Origin of the sequence: Salegentibacter sp. Hel_I_6, from assembly GCF_000745315.1 — a bacterium.
Lineage (GTDB): Bacteria > Bacteroidota > Bacteroidia > Flavobacteriales > Flavobacteriaceae > Salegentibacter.
Map to the genome: position 1 here is coordinate 3,155,556 of NZ_JQNQ01000001.1, position 14,474 is coordinate 3,170,029.

At 34.3% G+C, this 14,474-nt stretch carries 15 protein-coding genes; 7 read left to right on the plus strand and 8 right to left on the minus strand.

All coding sequences use genetic code 11. The annotated features are described in order from the left end of the window. Positions 1-14: 14 nt before the first annotated feature. Positions 15-584 (minus strand): L-threonylcarbamoyladenylate synthase, encoded by a 570-nt coding sequence (locus FG27_RS13925; protein WP_037320138.1) that lies wholly within the window; start codon positions 582-584, stop codon positions 15-17. Continuing rightward, positions 571-1,686 (minus strand): glycosyltransferase family 4 protein, encoded by a 1,116-nt coding sequence (locus FG27_RS13930; protein ID WP_037320140.1) that lies wholly within the window; start codon positions 1,684-1,686, stop codon positions 571-573. Before FG27_RS13930 ends, FG27_RS13925 begins: the two co-directional genes overlap by 14 nt. A gap of 84 nt (positions 1,687-1,770) precedes the next feature. Here FG27_RS13930 and FG27_RS13935 point away from each other — a divergent pair, with 84 nt between their 5' ends. After that, on the plus strand, positions 1,771-2,523 hold the full coding sequence (locus tag FG27_RS13935; RefSeq protein ID WP_037320142.1) for a glycosyltransferase domain-containing protein: 753 nt from the start codon (positions 1,771-1,773) through the stop codon (positions 2,521-2,523). 2 nt (positions 2,524-2,525) lie between these two features. After that, on the plus strand, positions 2,526-3,284 hold the full coding sequence (locus FG27_RS13940; RefSeq protein WP_037320143.1) for a lipopolysaccharide kinase InaA family protein: 759 nt from the start codon (positions 2,526-2,528) through the stop codon (positions 3,282-3,284). On the opposite strand, the gene FG27_RS13945 is transcribed toward FG27_RS13940, so the two are convergent. From FG27_RS13945 to FG27_RS13955, 3 genes are read right to left on the minus strand one after another with little or no spacing between them, the layout of a single operon-like run. Further along, positions 3,281-4,348, minus strand: a complete 1,068-nt coding sequence (locus tag FG27_RS13945) for a glycosyltransferase (protein ID WP_037320145.1) — start codon at positions 4,346-4,348, stop codon at positions 3,281-3,283. The two genes, FG27_RS13940 and FG27_RS13945, sit on opposite strands and share 4 nt — an antisense overlap. Further along, positions 4,345-5,421, minus strand: a complete 1,077-nt coding sequence (locus FG27_RS13950; RefSeq protein WP_037320147.1) for a glycosyltransferase — start codon at positions 5,419-5,421, stop codon at positions 4,345-4,347. Before FG27_RS13950 ends, FG27_RS13945 begins: the two co-directional genes overlap by 4 nt. Further along, positions 5,418-6,533: a glycosyltransferase family 1 protein gene (locus FG27_RS13955; RefSeq protein WP_037320151.1), complete on the minus strand. Its 1,116-nt coding sequence runs from the start codon at positions 6,531-6,533 to the stop codon at positions 5,418-5,420. Before FG27_RS13955 ends, FG27_RS13950 begins: the two co-directional genes overlap by 4 nt. A gap of 334 nt (positions 6,534-6,867) precedes the next feature. Between FG27_RS13955 and FG27_RS13960 the strand changes: the two genes are divergently transcribed. Next, a complete protein-coding gene (locus FG27_RS13960) occupies positions 6,868-7,686 on the plus strand; it encodes a glycosyltransferase family 2 protein (RefSeq protein ID WP_037320153.1) in 819 nt (272 codons plus the stop codon). Here FG27_RS13960 and FG27_RS13965 read toward each other — a convergent pair. Both FG27_RS13965 and FG27_RS13970 read right to left on the minus strand, forming a co-directional pair. After that, positions 7,683-8,735 (minus strand): glycosyltransferase family 9 protein, encoded by a 1,053-nt coding sequence (locus tag FG27_RS13965; RefSeq protein ID WP_037320155.1) that lies wholly within the window; start codon positions 8,733-8,735, stop codon positions 7,683-7,685. The two genes, FG27_RS13960 and FG27_RS13965, sit on opposite strands and share 4 nt — an antisense overlap. Before the next feature lie 113 nt (positions 8,736-8,848). After that, positions 8,849-9,664, minus strand: coding sequence for a 2,3,4,5-tetrahydropyridine-2,6-dicarboxylate N-succinyltransferase (locus FG27_RS13970; protein ID WP_037320157.1), 816 nt, complete (start codon positions 9,662-9,664; stop codon positions 8,849-8,851). An 88-nt stretch (positions 9,665-9,752) separates the two neighbouring features. On the opposite strand from FG27_RS13970, the gene ruvX reads away from it, so the two are divergent. The 4 genes from ruvX (at position 9,753) to FG27_RS13990 (ending at position 11,797) form a co-directional block, all read left to right on the plus strand. After that, positions 9,753-10,160 carry a Holliday junction resolvase RuvX gene (ruvX, locus tag FG27_RS13975; protein WP_037320160.1) on the plus strand — a complete coding sequence of 136 codons (408 nt, stop codon included), beginning with the start codon at positions 9,753-9,755 and terminating at the stop codon, positions 10,158-10,160. A gap of 54 nt (positions 10,161-10,214) precedes the next feature. After that, complete coding sequence (locus FG27_RS13980) at positions 10,215-10,577, plus strand: four helix bundle protein (protein ID WP_037320162.1); 363 nt, start codon at positions 10,215-10,217, stop codon at positions 10,575-10,577. Positions 10,578-10,618: 41 nt separating this feature from the next. Further along, positions 10,619-11,209, plus strand: a complete 591-nt coding sequence (gene def, locus FG27_RS13985; RefSeq protein ID WP_037320165.1) for a peptide deformylase — start codon at positions 10,619-10,621, stop codon at positions 11,207-11,209. 153 nt (positions 11,210-11,362) lie between these two features. Continuing rightward, complete coding sequence (locus tag FG27_RS13990) at positions 11,363-11,797, plus strand: DUF5606 domain-containing protein (RefSeq protein WP_037320167.1); 435 nt, start codon at positions 11,363-11,365, stop codon at positions 11,795-11,797. A 184-nt stretch (positions 11,798-11,981) separates the two neighbouring features. Here FG27_RS13990 and FG27_RS13995 read toward each other — a convergent pair whose 3' ends face one another. Then, positions 11,982-14,471, minus strand: coding sequence for a DUF5686 and carboxypeptidase regulatory-like domain-containing protein (locus FG27_RS13995; RefSeq protein ID WP_037320170.1), 2,490 nt, complete (start codon positions 14,469-14,471; stop codon positions 11,982-11,984). Between the last annotated feature and the right edge of the window lie 3 nt (positions 14,472-14,474).

A 14,474-nucleotide genomic window follows, 5' to 3' on the forward strand; every position in this document is an offset into this window, starting at 1 on the left:
CGTGGCAGAATAATCTATTTCCTAATCACTTTTACCTTCCCATCGTTACTTAATTTAATGATGGCGGAGGGTTTAGCCGATTTTTTATTTTTTTGCAAATTTACTACATAGTCCACACCCTCTAAAATTTCGGGGCTAATTTCGTCGAAAGATCCGGGTGTTTTTTCACCGCTAATGTTGGCCGAGGTAGAAACGATAGGTTTTCGAAATCTTTTTGCCAAATCATTGCTGAATTTATCTTTGGAAACTCTAATTGCCAAAGAATTATCGGCGGCGATCAGGTTTTCGGCTACGCGAATAGGATCGTCGTAAATAATTGTAGTAGGTTTTTTCGCAAATTTGAGAATATCGTAAGCTACTTCAGGAACATCTTCTACAAATTGATTCAGCATTTTATAGTCTGAAACCAGGCAAATAAGCGCCTGACTTTCCTTACGTTTTTTAAGCGCATACACTTTTTCTACGGCTCCAGCATTTGTGGCATCACAGCCAATTCCCCAAACCGTATCGGTAGGGTAGAGTATAAGTCCGCCACGTTTTAGGGTTGCAAGGGCGTTTTGCATTTCGGTTTTAATATCTTCCATAAAGGACATTTTTGTATTCTTGAAGTGTTTGTTGGGCCATTCGTTTTGTGGTAAAATTTTCTAAAACTTTTTGATACCCGTTTTCGGCAAAACGAGAAATTAGTTCCCGATTTTTATTTAAAAAAAGCAGATGTTCAGCTAATTTTTCAGCATTAAAAGCATCGGCTAGCAGCCCGTTTTCCATATGGGTCACAATTTCGGGAATTCCCCCCACATTTGTAGCGATTACCGGAGTTTTATGATAGAAAGCTTCATAAATTACATTGGGAACCCCTTCAGATTTTGAACTTAGCAGCAAAAAATCTAACTGCGGAATTAATAAGGATGCATTTTCTATAAATCCTAAAAAGCTAATATAAGTTTCTAAATTGTTTGATTGAATCTTATCAATTAATTGCGAGGTTTCAGATGAAAAGTGGCCTATTTGTACAAAATGAAATTTCAGCTTTTGTTTTTTTTGAATAATTTTTTCAGCAGTATTTATAAAGGTATTTAAATCTTTAGCGGGAATATGATTGCCAATATTTCCTACAAGGATCATTTCTTTATCGATGCCGAGTTGCTCACGAAGATTAATTTCTGCAGTAGTATTTTTTTGCTTTTCAATACTAATTCCGTGGTAAATCGTTTTTAGGCGGTTGTGATCTGTGATCGATTTACCTGCAATTTCCCGTGTTTTTTTAGAAACACATAAAATGCGTTTTATTTTGGGATAATTGTATTTATAAAGTGTTTGCTTCCTGTTTTTAATAGGGAACGAGGTTTTTTTGCTAAAAACCATTTTCGGTAAATTCAAAAACTTATCTGCCAAAACTACTAGCGAAAGGGCTTTGGGATCGTGAATATGAATAAGATCTATTTTATGATTTTTGCAAATCTCTCTAATTTTTAAGCTATAACGAAGGTCGAAATTAAAGCTAAGCGGAGCAGTTTTGAAATTGAGGTTAGTATTCTTCAGCCTTTTATGAAACAAACCACCTTTAACACACAAAATGATATTTTCTACTTCAGGAAAATCACTTTTGAATTCTTCACAAAGCAATTCGATTTGGTTTTCACCGCCTCCCCAACTTTTTACTGCCGATATGTGAAGGATTTTCATTCGCTCTGTTCTCTTTATTCCTATAGCTATAGCTATATTTGCAAAAGTATAGTAGCCTAAATTTTAGGTTAGGGTTTCATATTTATGAGTGCAAAAATAGTAATTTACACAGCGATCTTTGGTAATTATGAAGGACTTATCCCGCAGCCTAAATTTACGGGCGTGGATTATATTTGTTTTACAGACCAGCCTATAAAATCTACCTCCTGGAAAGTAGTTGAGGTTCCTGCTCAATTTGAAAATCCAGTGCTTAACGCCCGCCATTATAAAATTTTGTCCCATCGTTTTTTGAAACAATATGAAATTAGCGTGTATATAGATGGTAACTTTTTAATACTTCAAAATCCTGAAAAACTTATTGAGAATAAGCTGAAGGAAGATAAGGTTCTGGCCTTTTTTGATCATAATAAAGCAGACGATGCCAGGGATTGTATCTACCAGGAATATGAAGCTTTACTTCAGTTAGAAAAAGAAAAAGGTTATTTTAAAGACGATCCGCAAGCTATGAAACGCCTTATAGATTTTCTTCGGCAAGAAAAATACCCTGAAAATTTTGGTTTAATTAGCTCAGGAGTATTAATAAGAAAACATCAGGATATTAAATTGCAGAAGTTGATGGAGGACTGGTGGTACTATGTGGAAAATTACACAAATAGAGATCAATTGAGTTTCAATTATGTGCTCTGGAAAAATAATTTTAAAAAATATACCTTTCTTGATGGTGACATAAGAAGAGGTAATGGATGGTTTTACTTTTTAGGCCATCACAAAAAGAATTATAAATTCAAGCTGTTAAAATTTAAATTGAAGCGCTTTTTTAGAACAATAAAATTATAATTATGAAAATCTATATTTCTCCTCATTATAAAATTTCTAAAGAGAATATAGAGAACCTTTTGTCTAATTTTAAAGAAAATGGCCAGCTTCTTTTTGAAGGTAGCAGGAACGAAATTAAAGTGGTTGAATGCGAGGATAGGGATTTGAATATAAAAGCTTTTAAACCTCCTAATTTTGTTAATCGCTATATGTATGTGACCCTACGAAAATCTAAAGCTCAGCGCTCTTTTGAATATGCTCATAAACTTTTAGAAACAGGAGTGGGTACTCCAAGGCCCGTAGCTTATGCCGAAACAATAAAAAATGGAGCTTTGGATAAGAGCTTTTATATTAGCGAGCATTTAGAATATGAACTTACCTTTAGGGATCTTGATTTAGCTAAAGAAGGTCACGAAGCTATTTTGAGGGATTTTACCAGATTCACATATTATCTTCACGAAAATAAAATAGAATTTTTAGATCATTCTCCGGGTAATACCCTTATTAAAACACCTAAAGGAAAGGCTGAATTTTATCTGGTAGATCTTAATAGAATGAACTTCAGGACTCTTAGCTTTGAAGACAGAATGAATAATTTTTCTCGTTTAAGTCAGGATGTGGAGATTTTTAAGGTTATGGCTAATGAATATGCCCTGAAAATTGATAAATCCGAAGAAGAAGTGCTTGAAAAAATGCTGTATTACAATAATCGCTTTTTTGAACAGCGAAGCAGGAAAAGACGTTTTAAGAATAAATTGAAAAAAATAGCTGGATTCAGTTAAACAGAATTTTCTTCTTTAAAATTTTGATATAAATTTACCAGTGTTGAAGCAGTTTTTACTTCATTAAAATTATCGCTTACAAGCTTTCCAATATTTTCTCCTATTTTTTCTCTTAAATCCAGATCTTCTTTAAGCTTTAGAATTGCTTCTGAAATTGATTCTGCATCTCCAGAACAAAGATAAATGTCTTCCCGGTGTGTGAAAATTTCCCTTATGGCATCAGAGTCTAAAGTAAGCACAGGTTTTGAACAGCTAGCATAATTAAAGATCTTGTTTGGAATGACTACTTTAGATTTAAAAGTATCACCAAATATACCCAAACATAGATCAAAGGAGTTAATATGAGCGTCTAATGCTGTATAAGGTAGCTTTCCTTCAAATTTCACATTTGTTAATTTATGGTCGTTTGCGAAATCTACCGCTTTTTTAAACTCAAAACCTTCACCAATGAGGGTGAATTCAATATTAGTTTTTTGCTTTAAAAGTTTAGCCGCTTCAAGAATCTTCAAAACTCCCTGTAATGGGATGAAATGCCCCAGAAATCCAACCCGAAAAGTATCACTTTTTACAGAATGGGATGCAGAGTTAGAAAAATCTAAAGTATTTGCTCCAACATAAAGAATTCCGGTTTTGTTTTTTTTTAGCCTATATTTTTCTAAAAAATAATCCCTGTGACTTCGGGTATCGAAAATTATAAAATCGGCTTTGCTGATGGATCTTTGATCTCTATATTTAGAACGCAAAGCTTCATAACTAATCTTACCATATAGATTATAGTCTTTTACATTAGTCATGTATTTGGAAATAAGCGGATCAAAAACTACATCGCAGGCAGAGTTCTTTTTTACAAAACTTACCGCTTTATGGCCAAAACTTGGAACATAAGTAAAATAAGCTTTCTCGCTTAATCTTTTAATTTCATCAGCGTTTGCAGGGGTAAATTCAGAAAAATTGAATACTTCAACATCAAACCCTAATTTTTTAAGTCCGTTAAGGAGAATAAGCGTCCTGTTATACTGAGGATCGATATCTACTCCTGTAACTAGAATTGTTTGCCCGGTCATTCTACACTTTTATATACTTCCAGAGTTTTTAAGCTACCCTTTTCAATATTGAAATTTTGGACAAATTTATAGGCTTTATTTACTATTTCTTGTTTCTTTTCGGGATTTTTTAATATCAAAAGCACTTTTTCTTTCAAGTCCTTACTATTGCCGCAATCACATAAATATCCTGTTTCTCCGTTGATAATGAGTTCTTCAGCTCCACCACTTCTGGTGGCTACTACAGGTTTTTTAGCTACAAAAAAGTCTAGAATTGTGGTGCCAAGCCCCTCTGAGGTTGAGGTGAAGAGTAATAAGTCTACCTCGTTAATTGCAGCCTGTATATCTTTTATAAAACCTGTAAAGCTAAGGTTTTTGGTGATGCCTAATTTCTCGCTATAGGCCTTTAGTTCATTTTTTAACTCCCCCTCGCCAATGATTACAAAATGAACATTAAGTTCTTTTGTTTCCAAAATCTCTTTAGCCGTGTCCAGAAAGGTATAGTGATCTTTTTCTTTAGTAAGCGCGGCAATATAGCCCACGATAAACTCTGATTTAATTCTAAAAGGTTCTCTTAAGACTGATGTAGTAAGTGTTTTACTATTTATTTCTATCAAACTTGGCACAACCACTATTTTATTGAATGCTATGCTCTTTTTTACACTTTCTTCTACAGCCCGGGAGATACAAATTATTTTTTCAAGATGTTTTTCAGAATATTTTACGGCGGTAGTAATTTTCTTTTTAATAGGAAAAATTACACGCCGGTGTACAATAAGTTTTTGGTTGCTATTCCATATAGTTTTAGCTAGAATTCCTAAGGTATGTGCCTTAGATTCGTGGCAGTGAATAATATTATAACCTTTTTTGCTTAATCTGGTTATGGTCCTGGCCTGTGCTAGCAGAAAAAAAGGAGATCGTGGAATTGCAAGAAAATTCCAGTCCTGTTCTTGCGCATAATTTGCTAATGCACTGTTTTTTGAACAAATTAAAAGTTGGTCAATCCCCTGATTCTGTAAGCCTTTAAATAATAAGGCTACCTGCCTTTCACCGCCTCTCCAGGTCTTTGCCAGGTTTATATGAATTATCTTCATTTTACCAACTTTCCATAAAGAGCAATCATATTTGAAGCAATATTTTCGTCTGAAAACTTCTGAACGTAGGCGAAGGATTTTTCTGCAATTTTTTTCCGTTGATCTTCATCTTTAAGCAAGCTGCTTATGTTATCTGAAATTTCTGAAATATTATTTGGGTCAACATACACGCTATCTGGTCCTCCGGCCTCTGGAAAACAGCCGTAATTAGTAGTTATTACCGGTGTTTTGGAATAAAGTGCTTCTATTATTGGAATTCCGAAACCTTCAAAAAGTGAAGGATATATAAAAATTTTAGCTCCCTGGTAAAGGGCCGCGAGTTCGTAAGTTGAAAGTCCGTTTAGAAAAGTTACTTTCTTTTCCATTCCTTCTTTCTCAATATATTCTTTTATTTTTTCAGCATAAGAAGTTAGAGAACCAACTATAATAAGATGAGTATCTATATCTTTTATGGCTTTTACAGCGGCAAAAATGTTCTTTCTGCTTTCTATGGTTCCTACATTTAATAGATAATCTTGCGGAAGCTTATATTTCTCAATTACTTTATCAATCGCTTCGGCAGGATATAAGGTTTTGTATTCTTTCTGACAGCCCTGATAAATAACTTCAATTTTTTCAGGCGCTATTTTAAGGAAGTCTACGATATCGTCTTTGGTTTGTTGACTCACTGCTATAACCGCATCAGCTGTTTTAGCTGCATGGGTAAATTTTCTTTTATAGATTTTCTTATCAAAAAAGGAATAAAATTCAGGATAGCGTAAAAAAATTAAATCGTGTATGGTCACTACACTTTTGATATTAGTTTTATTAAGGCCCAAAGGAATTTCACCTGAAAGTCCATGAAAGATTTCAATATTATCTTTTTTAAGGTCTTTAACTATATTTCGTCTTCTCCAAAGATTATTAAGAAATCTATCCTTTGGTGTTATAGGCAATTTTTCTTCTACCGGTGAGGTTGGTTTATAAAGCTGTTTTTTTCCTGGTTTGGGATTGTATAGGTAATATTTATTTTTTGGATAAAAAGAGCTTAAAATACTAACTAAATCCCGGCTATAATTCCCCAGGCCGGTTGTATTGTGAAAAACTCTTTTTGCTTCGTAACCTATATTCATAATTTGAAGTAGCTTTATTTAAAATCTTTACCTTCAACTAGAAGTTGAAGCTTGCAATTTGCAAAATTTAATATAAACCCTTTTATGAAACCTTCATAGATATCGGGAAAATTTGAGAATGGTTTTTGATATTAATTTTACATAAAATACTTTTACCTCGGTAATTGAGATTTAATGCTGCGAGGCTTGTCTCTATATGTAAATTATATCTTCTTAAGTTAAAATCCTCTAGCTCATTTGAAAATTTTAATTTTCGCGAATTCAACTAACCACATTATATCTTTATTGTAAAATTAATAGTTAAAATTAAGTATTTTTGAGTCAAATGCAACTAATGAATTCCATTAATACATCGGTGATTCTAAGTACTTATAATTCAGAGTCAAGACTCAGGAAGGTGCTTTGGAGTTATTCAGTACAAACTTATAAAAATTTTGAAATTGTTATAGCCGATGATGGTTCAGGGCAGAGTACTGAGAATTTGGTGAACGAGTTTAAGAAAGAATTTAAAATGCCTTTAACTCATGTATGGCAGGAAGACCACGGATTTCAGAAATCCAAAATTTTGAATAAGGCGATTGTATCTACAAATAGTGAATATATAATTTTTAGCGATGGCGATTGCATCGCCAGATCAGATTTTGTTGAGCAACATATAAAAAACCGAAGAAGAAATCATTTTTTAAGCGGGGGGTATAATAAACTTAATGCAAAACTATCGAGTTTAATAGAGAAGGAAGAAATTATAAATCAAAAATGTTTTGATATCAAGTGGCTTAAAAAACAAGGTTTACCAAGTTCTTTTAAAAATAATAAGATTACTTCAAAAGGTTGGAAAGCTAGATTCTTGAATAGGATTACCCCTACAATCCCTACCTGGAACGGCCATAATTCCTCAGGCTGGAAAGATGATATTTTAAAGGTGAATGGCTTTGATGAAAGAATGCAATACGGCGGACAGGATCGGGAAATGGGGGAGCGGTTAATTAATCTGGGAGTTAAAGCAATTCAAATTAGATATACTGCAATTTGTCTACATCTGGATCATACCCGAACCTACAAAAATGAAGATTCTCTAAAAAAAAATAGAGAAATAAGGAATAAAACAAAGTCGGAAAATAAAATAAAAACTTCTTACGGCATCAAACTTTAGAGGACATTTTCCTGTATAAAATTATCTATTTCAGGGATAATATATTTAGGTTCCAATTTTTGATATAATGATTTTCTTTCAGAAAAAATTTCCCTTCTGCTTTTGTCTTTATAAATTTCTGGATATAGATCCTTTACATGAATTGATCTATTTTGTTTTTCGTTCTCAAAGGTGCCCCAAAATTCCTTCGGTACAAATGGTGAAAATATAGAGAAACTAGGTTTTTTTAGAGCTTTTGCTATATGAATTGCGCCTCCTTCATTACCGATTATGGCATCACATTGACTCATGATTTTTATAAAATCTCTAAGATTTTTAGCAACAATATCAAAATTAATATTTTTAGAGGCATTTAATTCCTTTCTTAATTGTGAAATGTACTTCTCCTGAGAAGGAGAATAATTTAAAAGGAAATTCATTTCATAATTCTCTGATAGATAATTTAATATGTGAGCCATATAATTTAATGGAAGCGACTTTTCCATCGAACTTCCAGGAACCGCTAACATTATTGTTTTTCTTTCAGTATTCAAACTGCTTAGGGTCTTTTTTGCGGTGTCAATTTCTTCTTTTGAAAGATAAATTTTAGGATATGGGTCTATTGAAGCTTCTTTGACTATTGTTTTAATAAAACTAATTCTATCATCCACAGCTTTTCCATAGGGAGAAACTCTTCTTTCAAGAAGTTTTATTTTTGTTGTATAGGCAAATGGAATTGTAGTTTTATCGTAACCAATTCTAATTTTTGCATTACTAAACAAAGAAAATAACTGGCTTTCTAATTTTGAATAATGGTCTACCACCAAACTAAAATGCTGCTTTTTGATGAAAAGCAGCATTTTTAATAGATTAATGGGTTTCCGAACTTCTTCCTGTTTAACTTTTATAATCTTATCAATGCTGGGATTGTTTTCCAAAACAGCTGAAGCAGAATCATAACAGAGAAAAGCAATATAAGCATTGGGAAAAGTAGTTCTCAAATTATTCGCAATTATGGAAGCGAGAAGCACATCCCCAACCATTTTTTGCTGAATTATAAGTATTTTCATAGACCCCTATCGCCCTCTCCAAAGTAGAGGATTTAATTTTTATCACTTTCTTTAATACTTCCTGATCTTTTTAGAATAAAAAGTTTTAATTCCCCCTTCGGGGGTTAGGGGGCTTACACGGCTACATTGTATTCGCGTAATGCATCATTTAAAGAAGTCTTTTTGTTGGTAGACTCTTTACGTTTTCCAATAATTAATGCACAGGGTACATTGTATTCTCCGGCAGGGAATTTCTTGGTGTAACTTCCAGGGATCACTACCGATCTTGCTGGTACAATTCCTTTCATTTCTTTTGGTTCGTCGCCGGTAACATCTATAATTTTAGTTGAAGCGGTAAGCACTACATTAGCGCCCAAAACAGCTTCTTTTTCAACTTTAACGCCTTCCACCACGATACTTCTTGATCCCAGAAATGCGTTATCTTCTATAATTACTGGAGAAGCTTGCAAAGGTTCTAATACCCCGCCAATTCCTACTCCGCCACTAAGGTGAACGTTTTTGCCAATTTGTGCACAGCTTCCTACTGTGGCCCAGGTATCTACCATAGTGCCTTCATCTACATAGGCGCCAATATTCACATAGCTTGGCATCATAATTACGCCGCTGGAAATATAAGCCCCGTGCCTTGCGACTGCATTGGGAACTACACGAATTCCTTTTTCTTTATAACCTTTTTTCAACGGAATTTTATCGTGATATTCAAAAATTCCCGCTTCTAAAGTTTCCATTTGTTGGATAGGGAAATAAAGCACTACGCCTTTTTTCACCCATTCGTTTACCTGCCATCCATTCTCGGTAGGTTCGGCAGTTCTTAATTTTCCCGAATCCAAAAGTGAGATAACTTCACGTATAGCTTTTATGGTTTCTGTATCTTTTAGTAATTCCCGGTTTTCCCAGGCTTCATTGATCTTAGCTTCTAAATGATCCATTTTTTTTGATTTTTAGCAAATATAATAGCTTAAGGCTAATTTTTGGTGGTAAAGCAATATAAACCTTACCTTTGCGCAAATTTTGAAGATGGCACGAATTATGGCACTTGATTTTGGGACAAAACGCACCGGTATTGCCGTTAGCGATGAGCTCAAAATGATTGCTTCAGGATTAACTACCGTTAAAACACCAGAGCTTCTGGATTTTCTTGAAAAATATTTTAAAGAGGAAAATGTTGAATTGGTGCTGGTAGGAGAACCTAAACAAAAAGACGATGCGGCTTCACCCGTTGAAGTCTATATCCTGCAGTTTTTAAAAATTTTTATTAAAAAGTTTCCTGAAATGCCGCTTAAAAGAATTGATGAAAGGTTCACTTCAAAAATGGCTTTTCAGTCTATGATAGACAGCGGACTTAAAAAAAAGAAACGCAGAGATAAAGCACTTATAGATGAAATTAGCGCGACTATTATTCTGCAATCTTATTTATACGAGTAGCCATAAAATGTATAATATATATTGAATAATGTATAATTTCAGTTGTTTGAAATCATGAAAACTGACTTAATTAAACGTTCCAATGTTTTTGCGCATAAATGTGTGAAACTAGCAATAAATCTTCCAAAAAATAAATTAGGAGGCCATATTGAGGGTCAGTTAATTAGATGTAGTACTTCTGTTGCAGCGAATTACAGGGCCGCATGTTTAGGGCAATCAAAAAAAGCTTTTATTTCAAAATTGGGAATAGTAATTGAAGAAGCTGATGAATGTATTTTCTGGATAGAATTCGCGAAGGATGAAGATCTGCTAAATGAGAAAGATTCAAAAGAATTGATAATTGAAGCCAAAGAGTTGACATCGATCTTTATCGCGTCTAGAATCACCGCGGTAAGAAACCAAAATTCCGGAAAATAATATTATAAATTATTCATTATAAAATATAAATTCTAAGAAGAATGATTTTACCAATTGTAGCCTACGGGGATCCGGTTTTACGAAAAAAATGTAAAGAAATTCCGCAAGATTATCCAAAACTGGATGAATTGATAGAAAACATGTGGGAAACCATGTATAATGCATTTGGAGTTGGTTTAGCCGCGCCACAAATTGGTCGCCCAATTCGGTTGTTTCTTGTAGATTCAAGCCCTTTTGCTGAAGACGAGGAGTTAGAACTTCAGGAACGTGAAGAACTTAAGAAGTTAAAAAAGGTTTTTATCAATCCCAAGATTATTGAAGAGGAAGGCGACGAATGGGCTTTTAATGAAGGCTGTTTAAGTATACCTGATGTTAGGGAAGATGTATTTAGAAAACCACAGATTCTTATTGAATACCAGGATGAAAATTTTAAAGCACATCGCGAGACTTTTACCGGTTTAGCCGCCAGGGTAATTCAGCACGAATATGACCATATTGAAGGAATTTTATTTACTGATAAACTATCCAGCCTTAAAAAGCGTTTGCTAAAAGGAAAACTTGGTGGGATTTCAAAAGGAAAGGTGAAGATCGAATATAAAATGCGTTTTCCTGAAATGAAAAAAGGGCGCTAATCACTTTGATAATTAGTTCTGGCAGCTGATATTTGCCAGCCGAAAATTGAAACTCTCGGTAAAAAGTTCAGGAGAATTAAATAAAATAAACATATATAATTTCGAGGTAAGCCTCGGTAAATTAAACCCTCACTGAGGGATTAAAACACTATTATGGGATTAGATAAAATATTAGCGATTTCCGGAAAACCAGGATTATACGAACTAACCGCGCAAAGTCGAGGCGGCTTTATTGTTAAATCAATTCCCGATGGGAAAAAAATGGCTGTGAATATTCGCCATAACGTGAGCCTGTTAAGCGAAATAGCTATTTATACCTATACCGAAGAAGTTCCGCTGGCGGAAATCTTTGAAAAGATTAAAGAAAAGGAAGATGGTAGTGAAGCAATTAATCATAAATCTAATAAAGCTGAATTAGAGAATTATTTCGCTGAAATTCTACCTGATTATGATGTAGATAGGGTTTACACCAGCGATATGAAAAAGATCTTCCAGTGGTATAACCTTTTAGTAAAAAGCGGAATCACCGATTTTTCTACCGAAGAAGCAAAACCAGCCGATAAAGATACGTCGGGAGAAGAAGAATAAGAGCTTAAATATTTCGCGTCATTTCAGGGAAAAATCAATTTGTAACTGAAATACATCGAAATTACATTCAACATAAAAACCTCATAGATTTTTAAAATCTATGAGGTTTTTATTTATATGGTTTTTACAAAACCCCTGGGGATCTTATCCAGGTTGATGATTCCTTGCGGTGGTTAGGAGGCTTTTAATCCAACACTCCCAAAAACTTTAGTCCGAAGATAAACGCGCCTTCACGCTGTCCATCCATATTAGAAACCACATAGTCCAGGCGCAGTAAGCGGTACTTTCCAAATCCAAGATTATCAATCCCTACCGAATATTCAGAATAAGGTTTATCATCCTGGGTGTAAAGAGCGTGAGCGCCTACTACCAGGTTGTAATTAAGTTTGTTAAGAAAAGGGATCTTTCCTAAAACCCAGCCTTTAAAGTCGTGCTCAGCGTGGGCTTCAGCGTAAGTTTTGTTGGTACTTAAACTATAATAAGGAAGAAGATTGAATCTTGATAAATTACTAAATCCGTTGTTTACCCGGGTTTGATTTCCAATAAAATGCCGGTAATCTACAAAAGCCATATTCTCGGCATTGAGGAAGGTTCCACCCATTAAATTATAACCAAACTCACCTTTATTACCCAGTTTTAAGTTTTGGGTCACCGAAGCTTTAAATTGATCGTAATTGTAATCGGTTATACTTGATCCAAATCCTTTTTCGTAGCCAAGATATAGGGTTGGGTATTTCTCATTATTGATGTTAAATTTCCCGCTGGGGTAGCTCATATATTTTTGACCAAATCGTATTCTGGTATTAAGCTTTAATTTAAAAATATCGTGTTCGCTAAAGGGTACAGATCCAAAATTTTCAGGTTGCAACGGATTGTTCGAGGTGTATTCCACATTTTCATTATCGATTATAACCTGGTCTGTAGTATTTAATAAAGCATTCCTGTCTTCATAACTAAAATCACCAAAAAAGTATAATCCGTTTAAAAGCTCCTGTTGATAGGATATTTCGGCGAATTTACGTTCGTAAAGCTTCAGGTAATTGCGTTCAAAGAATATGGTAGTTATATCGTTTAATCGCTCAGAGATTGGTGTTCTATCGTTAATTTGTGCAGCTTCAATACCTCCTTTAATACTTAGAACCGGCCTGTTAGAATTATTAAATTGCTTCTGAAATCCTGCGATAGCTCTAAACCTATCATCGCTAAAACCATAATTAAGTGAAGAATATAAACGCCAGAATTTCCCTGAATTTTCATCTTCAGCATCATTTTGTCTATATGAAATAGTAGTGGAAGTATTCCAACCCTGCACCGTGTTGAAATGCGTGCCCATCAAGGGAGAACTAATATTAAAATATCTGTCTTTGTGTGAATTTCGCCATGAATATCCGAAGATAGGAGCGGTTAAATTGAATTTATTTCGAACTGCATCAACTGAATCTTTATAGGGTTTTGAATTCCGAATTTCCTGTATGCTATCTTTTTTTACATAGTCATTAATTTCTTCATCGGTTAAAGGCACCGGCCGTAATTGCTCCCAGTAGGTAGAATCTTTTTTGTTCGCTGCTTCAGCAAATGACATTATTTCGCGCCCAAAACTGTTTTTTGTAAAATCTGGATTGAAATCGTAATTGCTGTAAACCGCGGTAAATCTACCATCTCCAGAAATACCGAACATTGCAAACTTAAAATCTACAGTTTGTGAAAGTTGAATATAAAATCCATTTTCTTCAGAATACCGGTAATTTTGTTTAAAATCTAAAGTTTCTATAGGTGGTACCTGTATGGCCTGGCCGGTGGTTTGTAGTTCTACTCCAAAGATTTGCCAAAGCTCTTCCACGATATAAATATATCCAGAAAAAACACGGTCTTGTGGGCGTTTGGGACTAACTTCAATTTTATTGATGAGGTTGCCATTTTCGTCATAAAATGTTCCCTCAAGTTCATAATTATAATAATTGAACGCATATTCGGCGATAGGGGATACCATTTCACTATTAATTGCAATGGTATTCTCATAAAATGAAAAGTAGGATTCCTGTGCCGAATTTAAACTGAAACCATTATCATCACCGCTTACTTTAGAGGCAATGATCTTTTCTTTAAAATCGTCTGGCCTTTTATAAGAAATTTCAGAAATAGTTTCGCTTAAGTAAACGATCCCGCTTCGGGTAGAATCCAGGCCACCACCAAGATCGCCAATTTCCTGACCCAGGATTTTTTCCGGGGCGTTTTGAATTCTCCATAATCCGCGGGAATAATAATCTGCGGTATATGCTTCGAGTTTTGCAGCATTTTCTTTTCGGAATTCAATCGCTTTCCTAATTATGGCGTTGGCGGGATTTTCACCGGCGGTTATATTAACTGCTTCGAGATTGGTGCTTTCCGCTTTTAGCTGAACATCTAGGTTAAAGGGGAAATTTTCTACTTCAATAGTTTTCATCTGAGTTTTATAACCCAAAAATTGAAAAATTAGATTGTATTCCCCGGGCTGTTCAATTTTAAGTTCATAAATCCCATTCTCATTAGTGGTGGTTCCAAACCTGCCGTCTTCAGAATAAATATTTACATAAGGGAGTTTTTTATTTTCGGTATCGGTGACCGTTCCGGTAATTTGAGCGCTTAAATTAAAAGATAAAAAAAGAAGAAAAATGATGATAAGTCTTTGATGCATGAT